At 73.3% G+C, this 15981-nt stretch carries 18 protein-coding genes and 1 tRNA gene; 9 read left to right on the plus strand and 10 right to left on the minus strand.

Translation table 11 applies throughout. The features are described from left to right. Positions 1-10: 10 nt before the first annotated feature. Both ACFZBX_RS14445 and ACFZBX_RS14450 read left to right on the plus strand, forming a co-directional pair. Complete coding sequence (locus tag ACFZBX_RS14445; RefSeq protein ID WP_391533996.1) at positions 11-1096, plus strand: hypothetical protein; 1086 nt, start codon at positions 11-13, stop codon at positions 1094-1096. Between the two features lie 28 nt (positions 1097-1124). Next, a complete protein-coding gene (locus ACFZBX_RS14450; RefSeq protein WP_391533998.1) occupies positions 1125-1994 on the plus strand; it encodes a DUF3592 domain-containing protein in 870 nt (289 codons plus the stop codon). Between the two features lie 48 nt (positions 1995-2042). On the opposite strand, the gene ACFZBX_RS14455 is transcribed toward ACFZBX_RS14450, so the two are convergent. The 3 genes from ACFZBX_RS14455 to ACFZBX_RS14465 form a co-directional block, all read right to left on the minus strand. Then, a tRNA-Leu gene (locus ACFZBX_RS14455) sits at positions 2043-2126 on the minus strand. Positions 2127-2169: 43 nt separating this feature from the next. Continuing rightward, entirely contained in the window at positions 2170-2310 is a 141-nt protein-coding gene (locus ACFZBX_RS14460; protein ID WP_391534000.1) for a DUF397 domain-containing protein, read from the minus strand. After that, the gene (locus ACFZBX_RS14465; protein WP_391534002.1) at positions 2267-3211 is read right to left on the minus strand and encodes a Scr1 family TA system antitoxin-like transcriptional regulator; all 945 of its coding nucleotides are present in this window, start codon (positions 3209-3211) and stop codon (positions 2267-2269) included. Before ACFZBX_RS14465 ends, ACFZBX_RS14460 begins: the two co-directional genes overlap by 44 nt. A gap of 169 nt (positions 3212-3380) precedes the next feature. Between ACFZBX_RS14465 and ACFZBX_RS14470 the strand changes: the two genes are divergently transcribed. The 3 genes from ACFZBX_RS14470 to ACFZBX_RS14480 all read left to right on the plus strand — a co-directional run bounded on the left by ACFZBX_RS14470 (position 3381) and on the right by ACFZBX_RS14480 (position 5013). After that, positions 3381-3902: an ATP-binding protein gene (locus tag ACFZBX_RS14470; RefSeq protein WP_391534004.1), complete on the plus strand. Its 522-nt coding sequence runs from the start codon at positions 3381-3383 to the stop codon at positions 3900-3902. 129 nt (positions 3903-4031) lie between these two features. Then, positions 4032-4412, plus strand: coding sequence for a hypothetical protein (locus ACFZBX_RS14475; protein WP_391534006.1), 381 nt, complete (start codon positions 4032-4034; stop codon positions 4410-4412). 307 nt (positions 4413-4719) lie between these two features. After that, entirely contained in the window at positions 4720-5013 is a 294-nt protein-coding gene (locus ACFZBX_RS14480; protein WP_391534008.1) for a hypothetical protein, read from the plus strand. Between the two features lie 51 nt (positions 5014-5064). Here the strand turns inward: ACFZBX_RS14480 and ACFZBX_RS14485 are convergent, their stop codons facing one another. From ACFZBX_RS14485 to ACFZBX_RS14495, 3 genes are all read right to left on the minus strand, one after another. Then, entirely contained in the window at positions 5065-5568 is a 504-nt protein-coding gene (locus ACFZBX_RS14485; RefSeq protein WP_391534010.1) for a cupin domain-containing protein, read from the minus strand. Between the two features lie 188 nt (positions 5569-5756). Then, complete coding sequence (gene gltX / locus ACFZBX_RS14490; RefSeq protein WP_391534087.1) at positions 5757-7130, minus strand: glutamate--tRNA ligase; 1374 nt, start codon at positions 7128-7130, stop codon at positions 5757-5759. A gap of 125 nt (positions 7131-7255) precedes the next feature. Continuing rightward, a complete protein-coding gene (locus tag ACFZBX_RS14495) occupies positions 7256-8371 on the minus strand; it encodes an FAD-dependent monooxygenase (protein ID WP_391534012.1) in 1116 nt (371 codons plus the stop codon). 194 nt (positions 8372-8565) lie between these two features. On the opposite strand from ACFZBX_RS14495, the gene ACFZBX_RS14500 reads away from it, so the two are divergent. Next, on the plus strand, positions 8566-9495 hold the full coding sequence (locus tag ACFZBX_RS14500) for a TetR/AcrR family transcriptional regulator C-terminal domain-containing protein (protein WP_391534014.1): 930 nt from the start codon (positions 8566-8568) through the stop codon (positions 9493-9495). Here ACFZBX_RS14500 and ACFZBX_RS14505 read toward each other — a convergent pair. Next, entirely contained in the window at positions 9492-10460 is a 969-nt protein-coding gene (locus ACFZBX_RS14505; RefSeq protein ID WP_391534016.1) for a GlxA family transcriptional regulator, read from the minus strand. The genes ACFZBX_RS14500 and ACFZBX_RS14505 overlap by 4 nt on opposite strands. A gap of 71 nt (positions 10461-10531) precedes the next feature. On the opposite strand from ACFZBX_RS14505, the gene ACFZBX_RS14510 reads away from it, so the two are divergent. Next, positions 10532-11155, plus strand: coding sequence for a cysteine hydrolase family protein (locus tag ACFZBX_RS14510; protein ID WP_391534018.1), 624 nt, complete (start codon positions 10532-10534; stop codon positions 11153-11155). On the opposite strand, the gene ACFZBX_RS14515 is transcribed toward ACFZBX_RS14510, so the two are convergent. Continuing rightward, positions 11142-11966, minus strand: coding sequence for an SDR family oxidoreductase (locus tag ACFZBX_RS14515; RefSeq protein ID WP_391534020.1), 825 nt, complete (start codon positions 11964-11966; stop codon positions 11142-11144). The two genes, ACFZBX_RS14510 and ACFZBX_RS14515, sit on opposite strands and share 14 nt — an antisense overlap. Positions 11967-12068: 102 nt before the next feature. Between ACFZBX_RS14515 and ACFZBX_RS14520 the strand changes: the two genes are divergently transcribed. Continuing rightward, complete coding sequence (locus ACFZBX_RS14520) at positions 12069-13013, plus strand: sigma-70 family RNA polymerase sigma factor (RefSeq protein WP_391534022.1); 945 nt, start codon at positions 12069-12071, stop codon at positions 13011-13013. Positions 13014-13106: 93 nt separating this feature from the next. Here the strand turns inward: ACFZBX_RS14520 and ACFZBX_RS14525 are convergent, their stop codons facing one another. After that, complete coding sequence (locus ACFZBX_RS14525; RefSeq protein WP_391534024.1) at positions 13107-13628, minus strand: DinB family protein; 522 nt, start codon at positions 13626-13628, stop codon at positions 13107-13109. A gap of 50 nt (positions 13629-13678) precedes the next feature. Continuing rightward, positions 13679-14254, minus strand: a complete 576-nt coding sequence (locus ACFZBX_RS14530) for a nucleosidase (protein ID WP_391534026.1) — start codon at positions 14252-14254, stop codon at positions 13679-13681. 338 nt (positions 14255-14592) lie between these two features. Here ACFZBX_RS14530 and ACFZBX_RS14535 point away from each other — a divergent pair, with 338 nt between their 5' ends. Further along, a complete protein-coding gene (locus tag ACFZBX_RS14535; protein ID WP_391534028.1) occupies positions 14593-15972 on the plus strand; it encodes a hypothetical protein in 1380 nt (459 codons plus the stop codon). Positions 15973-15981: the final 9 nt, after the last annotated feature.

Below are 15981 nucleotides of genomic sequence, written 5' to 3' on the forward strand. Positions count from 1 at the left end.
AATCAGCCGTATGACGATCACCGCGGTCGCGCCGCCCTCGCGCACCACGCCTACCCGTCTCGCCCTGGGGTTCCTGACGGGTGGCGTGATCGGGGTGTCGCTGACCGCCTTCATCAGCGGGTGTGCCGTCGGGAAGGCGCCGCTGATCGTCCTGGGGCTGGTTCTGCCCGCGGTCTACGGCCTGGTCCACTACCTCTGCACCCTGCCGCGCCGCTCCCGTGAAAGGGCCGTCGCGCCCCGCACGGCGCTCGCGATGATCGAGGGCCTGGAGGCCGTCGGGAGCGACAGCAGTGACGTGCCGGTGCGGTTCGAGCTGACCGTCGCGCCGGACGACGCTCCCGCGTACCGCGTCGAGATCCGGCAGGGCATCAACCTCGTCGAACTTCCCGACTACCGCCCGCGCGGGATCGTGGTGGTCGAGTACCCGCCGGACCGGCCGTGGAAGGTCCGGATCGTGAAACGGCCGACGCCGGCGTGGGAGGAGCGGGCGGCCGGCGCGTACCTGGACTCGGCGCCCGGGCCGGCCATCAAGAGCGACTCCCCGGAGGGCTGTGCCGGCGGGTTCCTCACGCTGCTCGGCCTGCTGCTCGGCGCGGCCGCCGTGCTCCTGCTGTTCCGCGCCGAGCTGTTCGGCCCCGACGCGAGCGGCACCGCCCCGCAACCGTCCGTCACCTCCTCGTCGTCCACGACCACGACCACCGTGACGTCGGCAACCGGCACGGTCGCCCTCGGCCCGGGACAGTCGATGCTCGACCAGGGTGAACTGCGCAAGGCCGTCGAATCGTTGACGCAGGACGGCGACACCCGCCAGGCACTCACCGTCGTCGTGCAGGAGCGTCTGCTGACGGTCGTCTTCTCCCCCACCGGTGTGCGGACCGCCGGGTTCGACCCGCGTTCGCTGCCCTTCGACCGCGTCGCCGTGCTGGTCGAGGAGGCCAGGACCACCCTCGACGTCGGCTCCCCGCGAAGCTGGCAGCTGACCGCCGACGGCGTCACCGGTTCGCTCACGCTCAGGGTCATGGTGACCGGTGACGGGGGCACCGGAAGCCTGGAGGCGGACGGACAGGGCAACGTACTCCGGCGCAACGGCAGTTGACCGGATCGGATCAGCCGGAGGAGAGCGCATGGGGTGGCACGAGTCACTGCTGCTGTGGTGTGCGGTGTGGGGCGCGGCGGCAGTGGTCGGGGTCGGCATGTCGCTGGCCGGCGTGACCAAGGCGCAGCGGACGGTCCGGCTCACGGGACGGATTCAGCAGGTGCGAGCGCCCCGGCACGGCGGCGGCCGGGAGGGCGGGATATCGGTGGTCGTCTCCTATCGCGACCCGGCCTCCGGGCAGGACGTCGTCGTGACGAACGACGGTGAGCGCGGCGAGATGATCACAGCGGCGTGGGAGGGCCGGGAGATCGGGGTCAGCCATCCACGGGGCAGGCCGCACGCCTACCGGTTCTCCAACGTCCCGGAGAAGCCCACGCGCGGGCTGGGCCTGCCGAGTTGCGCGGCCTTCCTGGTCTACGTCGGGCTGGTGGTCCTGGCGGCGGTCGACTGGGGGTGGCCGTGGGCGTTGATCGGTTCCGGCGGGCCGTTGGCGCTGCTCGGCGCCGTCCAACTGCCGGGGGCGGTGCGCGCCAGGAACGACCGCCTCGGCAGGCTGGCCGCGATGGAGACCGTGCGGGGGCGGATCGTCGCCGTCCTGAAGGACGTCAGCGTCGACGAGGACGACGGCCACACCAGGACCACGATCACCCCGGTCGTCTCGTTCACCACCCGCGAGGGCACCGCCGTCACGGCCCACTGCACATCGAGCCTCCCGGACCCCGCCGGCGCGTACGGCCGTGACGTCACGGTCCACTACCCGGCTGCCGACCCAGCCGGGTTCACGCTCGACCCGGCCGCAGAACACCGCTCGGAGAAGTGGGACGTGCGGATCCACGCCCTGGCGATCGTCGTGCTCGCGGTGGTGACCGTGGTGGGAGTCGTATTCCTCCGGGCCTGAGAAACAGAACGGCCGGTTGATCCGAGGATCAACCGGCCGTTTTCTGTGTGCGCGAGGGGGGAGTTGAACCCCCACGCCCTTTCGGGCACTGGAACCTGAATCCAGCGCGTCTGCCTATTCCGCCACCCGCGCAACTGGGTGATGGGTAAATAGTAGCCCATCCCCAGGGGTGTCCCTAACCAACGGGGAGGGAGCCGTCCCGGAGTGAGGCGAGGAAGGACTGCCAGGAGGCGGAGGGGAAGAGGAGGACCGGCCCGGAGGGGTCCTTGGAGTCACGCACCGGAACGACGCCCGGGGTGGACGACACGAGGGCCACCTCGACGCACTCGCCCCCGTTGTTTCCGCTGTAGCTGCTCTTGTGCCACGCCACCGCACTCTTCAAATCGGTACTCCTCCATCGCATCGGCGATCAGCGCCCGAGAGTCGCTCACCGAGAGTACGTCCCCGCGCAGCAGATCATAGTCACCCCGATGCTCCGCGACGACCGACGGAGCGTCGCTGAAGTGCCCGCGATAGAGACTCTCCGAGTAGAGCCATTCACTCCCATCCGGCATCTCCAGCAGGAACATTGAGGTTCCGGGGCGCCTCGTCGGCAGACAGCCGAAGGGCGCCACCTGGATACTGATGTTCGAGCGCTCGCCAGCCTCCAGCAAGTGCTTCATCTGCCGACTCATAACCCCCGGGCCACCGACAACAGTCCGAATCGCGCTCTCGTCCAACACGGCGATGTGCAGCGGACCGTCGGGCCCGAACAACCGCTTCTGCCGACTCATGCGCGCCGTCACGCGCTCTCGCAGCAACACCGGGTTGTCCCTGTCGGTCCCGGTCCGAAACATCTCGTAGGCGTAGTCCGCGCACTGCAACAGGCCGTTGACTCGTCCGCATTGGTACACCCGGATCGCCAGCGCCTCGTCCTCCAGGTCCACGTACTTCTGGAACCAGTCCGGGTGCTCCACATCCGCCTGCCAGTCCACCCTCTGCCAGAGCAGTTGGAGCATGCCGCCTGTCTCCAGGATCCTGTCGCAGGCCACCACCGAGTCCAGGGGCATCGCCCGATGGCCGCCCTCGTACCGCGTCACCACGGTCCGGTCACAGTGCAGGAGCTTCCCCAACGCCTCCTGGGTGAGACCCGCCCGCTCCCGGGCGAACCGCAACGCCTCGCCGAACAGCTTCGCCGGGCTCGCCGTCGGTCCCGCGTCCGCCTTCCGATGTGACACGTCCGTCACCCCTCTTGTGCGTTGGGCTGCTGCACCACGAATTCGGTCGTCACCGTACCCGGGATCCCCGATCATTGATGGCGGAACGGAGTTATTCGGCTGCGCAGCGTGAATTCCGCGCCCCATTCGCGTGCCTGTTCCACTCCCCCCTCTCCCCCGGAGGCTCCCCATGCCCTTCCACTGCACTGCCCGCCGGCCCCGCGAGTTCGCCACCCGGCTCGCCCCCAAGGTCGAGTCCACCCCGCTCGCCCGCACCATCCTCCGTGCCTATCTCGCCGGAATGCCGCAGGGCGAACGCTATTCCGACATCGGGGAGTTGCTGCTCGGCGAGCTGTTCGCCAACGCCGTCCAGCACGGCGACGCGCCGCCGGACCGCCTCATCGAGATCCGGTTCGCGATCACCATCGACCGCCTCCGCCTCGAAGTCCACGACGCCGGCACCGGCCGTCCCGCCCTCCGACCCGCCGCCACCCCGGACGACGAGCACGGCCGAGGCCTCTTCCTCGTCGACGAACTCGCCGAACGCTGGGGCTGCTGCCCCCGCGCCAGCGGCATCGGCAAGTTCGTCTGGGCCCTGATCGCCCCCGCCCCCGGCTCCACCGACCTCGCCTTCGGCCGTGCGGCGGGACAGACCGTCGTGGCGCCGGACATGCCCGTCGACCGGCCCCGGCCCTATGTTCGGCAACACTGACAAGCCGATTGTGGTCTGAATTCCCTACAACGGGGGGTTTGGCTCAACTCCCCACAGCCCCAAGGCCGATGACCCATCCGGAGCGGGACCGAACTCACGGATCCGCCGAATCCCCCGGAGAGGGAACACATGAAGCTGCGGAGCAAGCACGCGCTCGGGGCGGGTCTGCTGACGGTCGCCCTGGCCGCCGGAGCGGGCTGGGCCGTGCAGGCCAACGCGAACGACGTCACCTCGGACAATTCCCCGGCGCGCAGTACCGCCGTCCGGAGCATCGACGGCTACCAGATCGTCAAGCTGCCGAACGCCAACGTCGGCAACTTCCAGCGCCGCACGGTCTCCTGCCCGTCCGGCAAGCGGGCCATCGGCGGCGGCGGCGAGGCACAGGGCATCGACTCCATCCTGAACGGCACCTTCCCGACCGACGACGGCACCGGCTGGATCGCCCTCGGCCACCAGCCCGGCTACAACAGCGTGGGCATCAGCGTCTACGTCGTCTGTGCCAACGCCTGACCTCGGCGAGGCACTTGGACGGGCCCGGCCGCACGGCCGGGCCCGTCTCCCCCGACTCCCCCTACGAGACCGGCTGCATCGTTGTGACCGGGCCCTCGGCACGTCGGCCCACGCTCTCCGCCCTCGTCCGCCCTGCGCGAGCCCGCCGACTTCCCTGACACCCACTTCCGCAACCGGTAGCCGCCCGCACCCATTCGAACGTATACGCATCGCCCGCTCGGCGCGCGCGGATTGCGTCCGCTCCCATCGGCGGAGAGGTTGTGTTCGGGGCGACCACGCCCCGACATCCCACTCCCCAGGAGTCAGCATGCGACGTCTCGCGACCGTCCTCGGCACTCTCGCCGCCGCCGGAACCATGGCCCTCGCCCTGCCCGGCACGGCCTCCGCCGCCAACGGAGAGCTCCTCATCTCCCCCAACGTGGTCATCGACAACCCGAGCGGTTGTTACAACGCGCCGATCTTCCCGCTCATCGTGCGGAACAACACGGACGAGTACGCCCTCGTGTACAACGGCCCGAACTGCACCGGCCACGTGATCGCGGTGGTTCCCCCCGGCGGCCAGACGACCCAGGAGTTCGGCTCCTCCGTCTTCGTCGACTGACCCCCGCTGCGCAGGAAGTCGGCCCGCCCGACTTCCTGCGCGACCGCGTTCTCACGCGCCGACTGCGGCGGCCTCCAGGGTGGCGCGCCACAGGGGGCTGTCGACGTAGTGGTTGTCGTACAGCTCGGAGGAGTCCTTGATCTCCTGCGGGCTCGCCTCGCCGCGCATCACGCGGCCGAGGAGGCGCAGGTAGTCGAAGCGGGGCATGCCCGGGGTGAAGACGAATAGGACGTCGGCCTCGGAGCCGGGGGCGGCGGCGAAGGCGTGCGGGGTGTGCGGGGGGACGAGCAGGAGGTCGCCGGCGGTGAGGAGTTCGACCTTGTCGTCCAGGAGGACCCGGAGCGAGCCGCCGATCACGAAGAACAGTTCGGAGGCGCGGGTGTGGAAGTGGGCCGGAGCGCCGACCGCGCCCTCGGCGAAGGTGGAGCGGTAGCTGGTGACCGGGCTGCCGTCGGTGCCGCAGTCGGCGAGCAGGGTCATCACGCTGCTCGGGTCGCTGGTGGTCTCGGCAGTGGCGGCGCGGGTCAGCAGCGGCTTCAGCGGGCCGGCGTTCATGGTGGTTCTCCCCGTCTCGGGCGATCCCGGCTCCCCTGCCGTGACCTTGTGATGATCACTTTAGGGAGGAAAGAGACCCGGAGTGAGGGGCATTTCAGGAGCAGAATCATGGGTCAATTCCGACCCCGGAAACGCCCGAGGGCCGTACCCCGCAGCAGCGGGGTACGGCCCTCGGAACAGCGTTGCCGTCAGGCGGCGAGGCGCTCCGCCGCCGCGTCCAGGCGGGCCAGGGTCCGCTCGCGGCCCAGCACCTCCAGGGACTCGAACAGCGGCAGGCCCACCGTGCGGCCGGTGACCGCGACCCGGATCGGCGCCTGCGCCTTGCCCAGCTTCAGCCCGTGCTCGGCGGCCACGGCCTCCAGTTCGGCCTTCAGCTCGGCGGCCTCGAAGGCCTCCACCGCGGCGAGCTTCTCGCGGGCGGTGCGCAGCAGGGCCAGCGCGACGTCGGCGTTCTTCATCGCCTTCGACCACGACTGCTCGTCCCGGACCGGCTCGGCCAGGAACAGGAAGTCGACCTGCTCGACGATCTCGCCCAGCACCGCGATCCGGGACTGCGCGAGCGGGGCCAGCTCGGCGAAGGCCGCGGCGTCGAAGGCCTCGGCCGCCCACGGCGCCCGGTCGGCGGCCAGGTACGGGGCGCAGGCGGCGATGAACGCGTCCACCGACAGGGCGCGGATGTACTCGCCGTTGAACGAGCGCAGCTTCTGCACGTCGAAGAAGGCGGAGGCGGCGTTCACCTCCGAGATCCGGAACAGCTGCTCCAGCTCGGCGTACGGGCGGATCTCGACGTCGTCCTTCGGGCCCCAGCCCAGCAGCATCAGGTAGTTGACCATCGCCTCGGGCAGGTAGCCCTCGGCCAGGTAGTCCTCCAGCGCCACCTTGTCGCGGCGCTTGGACAGCTTCTGCCGCTTCTCGTTGACGATCACCGGCAGGTGCGCCCAGACCGGCGGGGTGGCGCCGAGCGCCTCCCACAGGAGCTGCTGCTTGGGGGTGTTCGACAGGTGCTCCTCGCCGCGGATGACCTCCGTGACGCCCTGCTCCAGGTCGTCGACCACGTTGGCCAGCAGGAACACCGGGCTGCCGTCGCCGCGGGCGATCACGAAGTCCTCGATCGCGGAGTTCGGGAAGGCCGGCTCGCCGCGGATGAGGTCGACCACGACGGTGGTGCCCTCGTCCGGGGTGCGGAAGCGCAGCGCGCGGCCCTCGGCGTACTCCAGGCCGCGGTCGCGGCAGAAGCCGTCGTAGCCGGTCTGGGCGGAGCCGGAGCGCTCGGCGGCCTGCTCGCGGGTGCAGTCGCAGTAGTAGGCCCGGCCGGCCGCGTACAGCTTCTCGGCGGCGGCGCGGTGGCTGTCGGCGTTGGCGGACTGGAAGTACGGGCCCTCGAAGCCCGGGTCCCCCTCGTGGATGCCGATCGCGGCGAGGGCGCTGATGATGCCGTCGGTCCACTCGGGCTTGTTGCGGGCTGCGTCGGTGTCCTCGATCCGCAGGACGAAGACACCGCCCTGCTGTCGTGCCGTCGCCCAGTTGTACAGCGCCGAGCGGGCACCGCCGACGTGGAACATGCCGGTGGGGCTCGGAGCGAAACGGACGCGGACGGGACGGGAAACCTCGGTCATGAAACCCAAGGGTATCGGCCCGGGGCGGGGTGCCCGGCACGCGCACCCCGCCCCGCCCCCGGTCCGGGGGCCTACGCGGCGTCCAGGGAGATCGCGTTCTTCGCCCGCTCGACGGACTCCTCGGCGGCCGGGCCGCCGGGGTTCTCGGTGGCGAGGGCCTGGTTGAGGGCAACGAACGGGCGCATCCGGTCCTCGTACCGCTCGAAGGCGGCGCGGTGGCCGTCGCCGCGACCGGCCGCACGGGCCAGCTCGTCGGCGAGGACGTGGGCGCCGACCAGGGCGAGGCTGGTGCCCTGGCCGGAGAGCGGGGAGGCGCAGTAGCCGGCGTCGCCGAGCAGGACGGTGCGGCCGGCCGACCAGGTGTCCAGGTGGACCTGGGCCATCACGTCGGCGTAGAAGTCGGTCGAGCGGTGCAGCGCGTCCAGCAGGCGGGGCGTCTCCCAGCGCAGCGCGCCCATCCGCTCGGCGACCAGCTCGCGCGCCGCCCGCGGGTCGCGCTCGGCGGGCGCGTCGTCCGCCCAGCCGAAGCAGACCCGCAGCTCGCGGTTGCCGCGCACCGGGTAGATGCCGTAGCCGGCGTCGCCGTCGCGCTGCCAGACCTGCCAGTCCTCCAGGCCGAGGAAGTTGTCGGCGGAGAAGATCGCGACATGGGTGCCGAGCGGGCGCAGGAACTCCTCCTCGGGGCCGAACACCAGCCTGCGGACCCGGGAGTGCAGACCGTCGGCGCCGACCACCAGGTCGAAGGTGCGGGGCTGCCCGTGGGCGAAGGAGGCGTGCACGCCGCGCTCGTCCTCGTGCAGGGCGGTGACGCTGTCGCCGTGGATGAACTCCACTCCCTCCAGGGCGTGTTGGTGCAGGATGCCGATCAGGTCGCTGCGCAGCAGCTCGACGTCCCCGCTGTCCAGCCGGCCGCCGCTGTACGTCGCCTCGGTCGAGCGGTGCACCTCGGTGCCGTCGGCGTCGAGCACGGTCATGCCGCGCATCCGGGTGCGGACGGCGCGGACCTGCCCGGTGAGGCCCATCCGGGCGATCACGTCGAGGGCGGTGCCCCGGATGTCGATCGCCTGGCCGCCGGAGCGCGGGGCGGGGGCGAGTTCGACGACCGTCGGGGCGAAGCCGCGGCGGGCGAGCCAGTGGGCGAGGACGGTGCCGGCGATGCCGCCGCCGGAGACGAGGACGTTCTGCATGAGGGCTCCCCCTGGGTCTGTTCGGCGTTCCCGTACGCCGTAAGCGCTCTGAATGTACGGCGTACATGCAGTGCCGCGCAAGCTATGAATCCGCAGGTCAGAGGCGATGTGAACTAGTACAGCAGCCTGATCGCGGCCCTTCGCGCTGGTAGGGTCTGCGCTAGTACAGCCGCCGAGGGCAGGAAGAAGGACGGATGGCACCCGGGACCGACCCGCCGTTCCAGCGCATCGCCGCCGACCTCCGGCGCCGGATCGCCGCCGGTGAACTCGCCCCGGGCGAGCGCGTCCCCTCCACCCGGCGGCTCGCCCAGGACTGGGGCGTCGCCCTCGCCACCGCCACCAAGGCGCTCACCGTGCTCCGCCTGGAGGGGCTGGTCGAGGCCCGGCCCCGGGTCGGCACCGTGGTCGCCGCTGCCCCGGCCACCGGACCCCGGCCCGTCGAGCCGCCGGGCGACCTGAGCCGTGAGCGGCTGATCCGGGCGGCCCTCGAACTCGCCGACGCCGAAGGGCTGGCCGCCCTGTCGATGCGCGCCGTCGCGAGCCGGCTCGGGGTCTCCGCGATGTCCGCGTACCGGCACGTCACCAGCAAGGACGAACTCGTCCTGCTGACCGCCGACGCCGCCTTCGGCGAGGCCCGCTACCCGGCCGAGCCGCCCGCCGGCTGGCGCCCCCGCCTGGAACTCGGCGCCCGCACCCTCTGGGCCCTCTTCCGCCGCCACCCCTGGCTCGCCCATCTCAGCCCGGTCACCCGCCCACTGCTGCTGCCCAACCTGCTCACCCACGCCGAGTGGGCCCTCGCCGCCCTCGACGGCCACGGCCTCTCCCCCACGGCCGCCCTCGACATCCACGTCCTGCTGTACAGCTACATCGAGGGCATCGCCGTCAACCTCGAACGCGAGACCCAGGCCCAGGCCACCACCGGCCTCACCGGCGACGAGTGGACCGACACCCGCCTGGCCGCCTTCGACCCCCGGACCGCCGCCTCCCGCCTCCCGGTCTTCACCCGCATGATGTCCGACCTCGCCGACGGCTACGACCTCGACCTCGACGCCCTCTTCGAACTCGGTCTCGCCACCCTCCTCGACGGCCTCACCCCCCGCATCGAGGCCGCCTCGCCCCGCTAGGAAGCTCCCGGTTCGCGGCCCCGGAAGGTGCGGCGGTACTCGCGGGGCGGGACGCCGAGGCGGGTGGTGAAGGGCGGGCGGAGGGAGACGGCGGAGGAGAAGCCGCAGCGGGTGGCGACGGTGTCGACGGGCAGGTCGGTCTCCTCCAGGAGGCGCTGGGCGGTAAGGACGCGCTGGTCGAGGAGCCAGCGCAGCGGGGTGGTGCCGGTGGTGGCGGCGAAGCGGCGGGCGAAGGTGCGTTCGGACATCACGGCCAGGGCGGCCATCCGGCGGACGGTCCAGGGGGTGTCGAGGGCGGCGAGGACCTCGGTGCGGACGCGGGCCAACGGGTCGTCGGAGGCGGTGGGCTCGGGGACCGGGGAGGGGATGAACTGGGCCTGGCCGCCGGAGCGGAACGGGGCGGTGACCATGGCGCGGGCGATCGACGCGGCCGCGCGTTCGCCGTGGGCGGCACGGACCAGGTGCAGGCAGAGGTCGATGCCCGCCGCCACGCCCGCCGAGGTCCACAGGCCGCCCTCGCCGGTGAACAGCACCTCGGGCCGGACGTCCACCGCCGGGAAGCGTCGGGCGAGTTGCTCTGTGAAGGCCCAGTGGGTGGTGGCGGAGCGGCCGTCGAGCAGGCCGGCCTCGGCGAGCAGGAAGGCGCCCGCGCAGAGCGAGGCGAGGGTGACGCCCCGCTCGTGGGCGGCGCGCAGGGCGGCGAGGACGGCGGGGTCGGCCGGCTCGTCGGGCCGCTGCATGCCGGGCACCACGACCAGGTCGCAGTCGGCGAGCGCGTCCAGCCCGTGGTCCGGGACGCGTTCGAGTCCGCCGTCGAAGCGCACCCGGGCGCCCGCCGGCCCGCAGATCCGCAGGTCGAACCCGGGCAGGCCGGGGCGGCTCGCCCGGTTCGCCCAGACCTCCCCGATCACCGCGTAGTCGAAAGGACGGACGCCGTCGAAGATCACACACCCCACCACCCGCATGGCAGGATCGTATCGATGGGTGGCTCCACCGCCGCTCACGGCGCCGCCCCGGCCCGCCGCAGGATGGACGCATGACGAACACCAGCGCCTTCGACGCCCCGCTCACCATCGACTCCGACGCCGTCCTGGTCGTCATCGACGTCCAGAAGGGCTTCGAGGACTCCGCGTTCTGGGGCGAGCGCGACAACCCCGAGGCCGAGCGGCGGATCGGCGAACTGATCGACGTGTGGCAGGCCACCGGACGGCCGGTGGTGACCGTCCAGCACGAGTCCGCGGCCGGCCCGCTCGCGAAGGGCACGCCCGGCTACGGGCTGAAGGACTTCGTGGCGGCGGTCACCCCTGATCTGCACGTCACCAAGACGGTGAACAGCGCCTTCTACGGCACCCCGGACCTGCACGCCTGGCTCCAGGAGCGGGGCGCCCGGCAGGTGGTGATCACCGGGATCATCACCAATGTGTGCGCCGAGACCACCGCCCGGATGGCGGGCAACCTCGGCTACGACACGGTCTTCCCGGCCGACGCCATGCACGCCTTCGACCAGACCGGCCCGGACGGCGTGACCGTCCCCGCCGCCGAACTCGCCCGCGCCACCCGCACGGTGCTGCATGCGATGCGGTTCGCCAAGGTGGTGACCACCGAGGCCGTGGTGACGGCGGCGAAGACCGGCGAGCCGACCGCCGTCAGCTGGTCCTGACCCGGCCGGTTGCGGCCGCCTGCGCGCCCGCCGGAAAGGTCTCGGCGAGGAACGCCTCCCAGCTGCGGGCGCCCCGGTCGGCCCCCGGCCCGGCCAGGTTGACGCCCTCCCGGTAGCAGCGGCCCACCTTGCCGGGGGCGCGCAGCGGCAGCATCGGGCGGCGCTTTCCGGCCGCCGCCAGGTAGTCGCGGGTCAGGTCGCCGAGGGTGCGCACGGCCGGGCCGGCCAGGTCCGTCACCGGCCCGGCGGGCGCGTCCAGGGCCAGCTCGACCAGGCGCTCGGCGACGTCCCGCGAGTCCACCGGCTCCCAGCGGATGCCGTTGACCGCCGGGACGACGGGCAGCTTGGCCATCGCGGCCGCCGTCTTCAGCGTCAGGTCGTGGAACTGGGCGGCGCGCAGCGTGGTGAACGGGACGCCCGATCCGGCGACGATCCGCTCGGCGGCGTGCTTGGCCCGGAAGTAGCCGAGCGGGACCCGGTCGGCGGCGACCACCGAGATGTAGACCAGGTGCCGCACCCCGGCCCGGCGGGCGGCGTCGACCAGGGTGCGGGTGGTGGCCTCGTCGTGCTTGGCGTCGCCGGCCAGGTGCAGCACCACCTCGGCGCCGGCCACGGCCGCGTCCACCCCGGCCCCGGTCAGCAGGTCGCCGGCCACGTGGCCGACGCCGTCGGCGGCCGGGCGGGGGTTGCGGGTGAGCACCCGGACCTCCCGGCCCGCCGCGCGCAGCAGCGGCACCACGTGCCGGCCGAGGGTGCCGGTGCCGCCGGTCACCAGGACGGGAGCGCTGCTCGGGCTGGTCGGGTTCGTCATGATCGTCTCTCCTTCGCCGGCCGGAGGCCGGGCCTCCGGTGGAGCCGTTAGGTTTCGTGGTTCCGGAGCTTTGACTGACGGCGACGAAGGAATGTGACACGGGTGGACGAAAAGATTCTGGCCGCCGGATCCGCCGGATCCTCCCAGGCCGCGGAGCTGTTCGAGGCGCACCGCCCGCACCTGCGGGCCGTCGCCTACCGGATGCTCGGCTCGCTCGCCGAGGCGGAGGACGCCGTCCAGGACACCTGGCTGCGCTACGACCGCTCCGACACCTCGCAGGTGGAGAACCTCGGGGGCTGGCTGACCACGGTGATCGGGCGGCTCTGCCTCACCCAGCTGCGCGCGCGGGCGCAGCGCCGCGAGGAGTCCCTGGAGCCGGGGCCCGAGGGGGTCGGCCACGAGGTGCCGCGGATTCCGGACCCGCTGATCGGGCGGGCGGACGCGCCGGACCCGGAGCAGGAGGTGCTGCTCGCCGACTCGGTCGGGCTGGCGCTGATGGTGGTGCTGGAGTCGCTCTCCCCCGCCGAGCGGGTCTCCTTCGTGCTGCACGACATGTTCGCCGTGCCGTTCGAGGAGATCGCCCCGCTGATCGAGCGGACGGCGGCCACCACCCGCCAGCTGGCCAGCCGGGCCCGCCGCAAGGTGCAGGGCCGGGCGCCCGCACCGGACCGGGACCTCGCCCGGCAGCGGGTGGCCGTCGACGCCTTCTTCGCCGCCACCCGGGACGGGGGCCTGGACGCGCTGCTGGCCGTCCTCGATCCGGAGGTGGTGCTGCGGGCGGACGGCAACGTCGGCCGGGACCGGCGTCCGGTGGTGCTCCGGGGGGCCCGGACGGTCGCGGGACAGGCGGTCATGTTCCACAGCCTGTCCCCGTACGCCCGCCCGGCGCTGGTCAACGGCGCGGCGGGCGTGGTGGTGATCGGCGCCAACGGCCGGGCGGTGTCGGTCATGGCGTTCACCGTGGTGGACGGCGTGATCGTGGCGATCGACGTGCTCAGCGCCCCGGAGCGGCTGGCCGCGCTCGACCTGGCGGCGTTCGCGGACTGAGCCGTGGGGGCCGCGGGGCCGCGGGCGCCGGACGGCCCGCCGCCCCCGCGCACCGGAAGGGTGTGCGGGGGCGGCGGAGCGCTCCGCGGTCCGTCAGCGGCCGGTCGAACCGTCCAGCCGCTCGCGGAGGATGTCGGCGTGGCCGGCGTGCCGGGCGGTCTCCTCGATCATGTGCACCAGCAGCCAGCGCATCGACGGCGCTTCGGCGTTGGGGCGCAGCGAGCGCACGCCGGGGCGGTCGAGGACCTCGGCCGCCCCGGCGATCACCTCGTTGGCGCGGGCGACCGCCGCCCGGTACCCGGCGACCGCCCCCGCCACCGTCTCGTCGCCCGCCGAGGGCGCGTCGTCGTCCCACCGCTCGACGCCGTCGCCCCGGTAGGCCCAGAGGAACCAGTTGAGTTCGACGGCGGTGAGGTGGCGCACCAGCCAGAGCAGGCTGGTCCCGGAGTCGACGCCGGGGCGGCGGGCGTCCTCGTCGGAGAGCCCCTCGGTCTTGGCGATCACGCAGTCGCGCAGGTAGTCGAGGAAGGCGAGCAGCGTGGTGTGCTCGTCGGCGTTGATCCCCGGCGGGCGCAGGTCGGTCCGCTTGCGGGCGGTCGTGGCGTCATCGGTCATGCCGCCACCCTAGCCAGCCGCCCCGACCGGCGCCCCGGCCCGACGGGCCGTCACCAGCCCTGGGCGTGCAGCCAGTCCGCGAGGTGGCGGGCGCAGTCGTCGACGGTCTCCCGCCAGGTGTGGCCGGCGCCGTCGCCCGCCTCGTCGCTGACGTGCTTGACCAGGCGGACCGGCAGTCCGGCCCGGTGGGCGACGGTGGCGACGGCGTAGCCCTCCATGTCGACCAGGTCGGCGTGCTCGGCGAGCCGGTCGCGGGCGGCCGGGTCGGAGACGAAGAGGTCGCCGGTGGCCAGCACGGGGCCCTCGCCCTTGCCGACGACCAGCGGGGCGCCGTAGGTGCGGCCGGTCAGGGCGTAGAGGGTCGGGGTGTCGAGGTCGTGCTGGATCACCTGGGTGACGGTGTGGGTGCCCTCCCAGCCGGGGCGCAGGGCCCCGGCGGTCCCGAGGTTGACCACCTCGGAGGGGTGCGGGCCCTCGGCGAGGAGGGTGGCCAGCGCGGCGGCGGCGTTGACCTTGCCGATGCCGGTGAGCAGCACCGGCAGGTGGTCGCCGAGGTGGGCGGCCTCCTCCCGGACGGCGACGACGAGCAGCGGTCGGTCGGCGGAGATCGTTCCCAGAAGACGCATGCCGCCATCGTACGGAGGGCCCGGCCGTCGCACCGGCGCACGAACCGCCGGGCCGGGGAGCGCCGGGGACCGCACCCGCACAACCGGACCCCGGCCCTCCGCAACGCCCGGGAACCGCGTAGGGTGCGTGCCGCGTCGACCCGTTCGCCGCCCGCCCCGCGACCCGGGGCGGCCCGGGCAGGGGGAGCCCGGGAGCCGCGGAGCACGGTGGGCGCACGGCTCAAGATCCGCGCAACTCGGGTGTGGCCGCCGGGAGTGACGGCCATACTGCTGGCAACGGCCGGGCCCCGGAGACGGAGGGCGGGCCACTGGGGAGGGGGAGGCTGGTGGCGACACCGGTGCGTATCGAGAGGCCGGGACCGCCCGCGACGCGGTCCGGCGGCACGGAGGCGGCGGTCGTACGGCGCGGGCCGGTGGCCCGGCTGGGGCGGGCCGCCCGGACGGCACCGGGACGGCTGCGGCTCGCCGGGGCGCTGCTCGCGGCGCTGACCCTCGTGTTCGGCGCGCTGACCGCCGTCCAGCTGGATTCCCGCGCCGCGGCGGCCGGCCGGGTGGTCGACTCCAGCCAGCCGCTCAGCCAGGCCGCCGCCGAGATCAACCGCTCGCTGGCCGACGCCGACGCCACCGCGGCGAGCGGCTTCCTGCTGGCGGGCGCCGAACCCCGGGCCGTCCGGGAGCGCTACGAGCAGGACCTCAGGACGGCCTCCCAGCTGATCTCCGAGGCGGCCGCCCGCACCACCTCCTCCTCGGACCTCCAGGAACTGCTCTCCACCCTCAACCAGAAGGTCCCGGTGTACGCGGGGCTGGTGGAGACCGCCCGGGCCAACAACCGGCAGGGCTTCCCGCTCGGCGGCGCCTACCAGCGGTACGCCTCCGAGCAGATGCGCAGCGAACTGCTGCCGGCCGCCGCCCGGCTGTCGGCCGCCCAGGACGAGGTGCTGGCCGACGACCTGGCGCAGGCCCGGGCCACCCCGTGGGCGGGGTACGCGCTGGGGCTGGTGGCCCTGCTGGCGCTGGCCTGGGTGCAGCTGGCGCTGTTCCGGCGGACCAACCGGGTCTTCAACATCGGCCTGCTGGCCGCAAGCGCGTCCGTCCTGGCGGCGGTGCTCTGGCTGACCGTCAGCGCGACCGGCGCCGGCGCGGCGCTCGGGCGGGGCGAGCGCGAGGGCGCCGCGCCGCTGCGGGCGCTCAACGCGGCCCGGGTGGACGTGCTGACCGCCCGGCTGGCGGAGAACCTGCACTACGTCTCGCGCGGCTCCAGCTCCACCTACTCGAACCTCTGGACGACGACCACCGGCCGGCTGTACGCCCGCGCCCCCGAACGCGGCGAGCCCGCGGGCACCCTGGCGCAGGCCCGGGCGCTGGCGCCGGCCGACGCCCGGGCCACCGTCGACCAGGCGCTGCGCGACTACGAGCAGTGGAACGAGCGGCACACCGCGGCCACCGCGCTGGAGAACCAGGGCGACTACCAGGCCGCGCTGGACGCCACCGTGACGGCCAGGGAGGCCGACGCGCCGAGGACGGCCGACGCCGCGTTCGCCGCCGCCGACCGGCAGTTGGCGCACGCCGCCCTGCTGGAGGAGGGCCGGTTCCGGGACGAGGCCCTGGGCGTCGACGAGGACCTGCGCACCGCCGCCGTGGGGATCGCGGCACTCGGCCTGGTGGCCGCCGCCGCGGCGCTGGGCGGCCTCGGCCGCCGACTGGCCGAGTACCGGTAGAGGGGGTAC

Origin of the sequence: Kitasatospora sp. NPDC008115, from assembly GCF_042957205.1 — a bacterium.
Taxonomy (GTDB): Bacteria; Actinomycetota; Actinomycetes; order Streptomycetales; family Streptomycetaceae; genus Kitasatospora.

Bases quoted from the DNA above. Each gene is read 5' to 3' on its own strand.
- ACFZBX_RS14445 (WP_391533996.1), top strand. From the start codon at position 11: ATGACGATCACCGCGGTCGCGCCGCCCTCGCGCACCACGCCTACCCGT.
- ACFZBX_RS14450 (WP_391533998.1), top strand. From the start codon at position 1,125: ATGGGGTGGCACGAGTCACTGCTGCTGTGGTGTGCGGTGTGGGGCGCG.
- ACFZBX_RS14470 (WP_391534004.1), top strand. From the start codon at position 3,381: ATGCCCTTCCACTGCACTGCCCGCCGGCCCCGCGAGTTCGCCACCCGG.
- ACFZBX_RS14475 (WP_391534006.1), top strand. From the start codon at position 4,032: ATGAAGCTGCGGAGCAAGCACGCGCTCGGGGCGGGTCTGCTGACGGTC.
- ACFZBX_RS14480 (WP_391534008.1), top strand. From the start codon at position 4,720: ATGCGACGTCTCGCGACCGTCCTCGGCACTCTCGCCGCCGCCGGAACC.
- ACFZBX_RS14485 (WP_391534010.1), bottom strand. From the start codon at position 5,568: ATGAACGCCGGCCCGCTGAAGCCGCTGCTGACCCGCGCCGCCACTGCC.
- gltX (WP_391534087.1), bottom strand. From the start codon at position 7,130: ATGTTCCACGTCGGCGGTGCCCGCTCGGCGCTGTACAACTGGGCGACG.
- ACFZBX_RS14495 (WP_391534012.1), bottom strand. From the start codon at position 8,371: ATGCAGAACGTCCTCGTCTCCGGCGGCGGCATCGCCGGCACCGTCCTC.
- ACFZBX_RS14500 (WP_391534014.1), top strand. From the start codon at position 8,566: ATGGCACCCGGGACCGACCCGCCGTTCCAGCGCATCGCCGCCGACCTC.
- ACFZBX_RS14505 (WP_391534016.1), bottom strand. From the start codon at position 10,460: ATGCGGGTGGTGGGGTGTGTGATCTTCGACGGCGTCCGTCCTTTCGAC.
- ACFZBX_RS14510 (WP_391534018.1), top strand. From the start codon at position 10,532: ATGACGAACACCAGCGCCTTCGACGCCCCGCTCACCATCGACTCCGAC.
- ACFZBX_RS14515 (WP_391534020.1), bottom strand. From the start codon at position 11,966: ATGACGAACCCGACCAGCCCGAGCAGCGCTCCCGTCCTGGTGACCGGC.
- ACFZBX_RS14525 (WP_391534024.1), bottom strand. From the start codon at position 13,628: ATGACCGATGACGCCACGACCGCCCGCAAGCGGACCGACCTGCGCCCG.
- ACFZBX_RS14530 (WP_391534026.1), bottom strand. From the start codon at position 14,254: ATGCGTCTTCTGGGAACGATCTCCGCCGACCGACCGCTGCTCGTCGTC.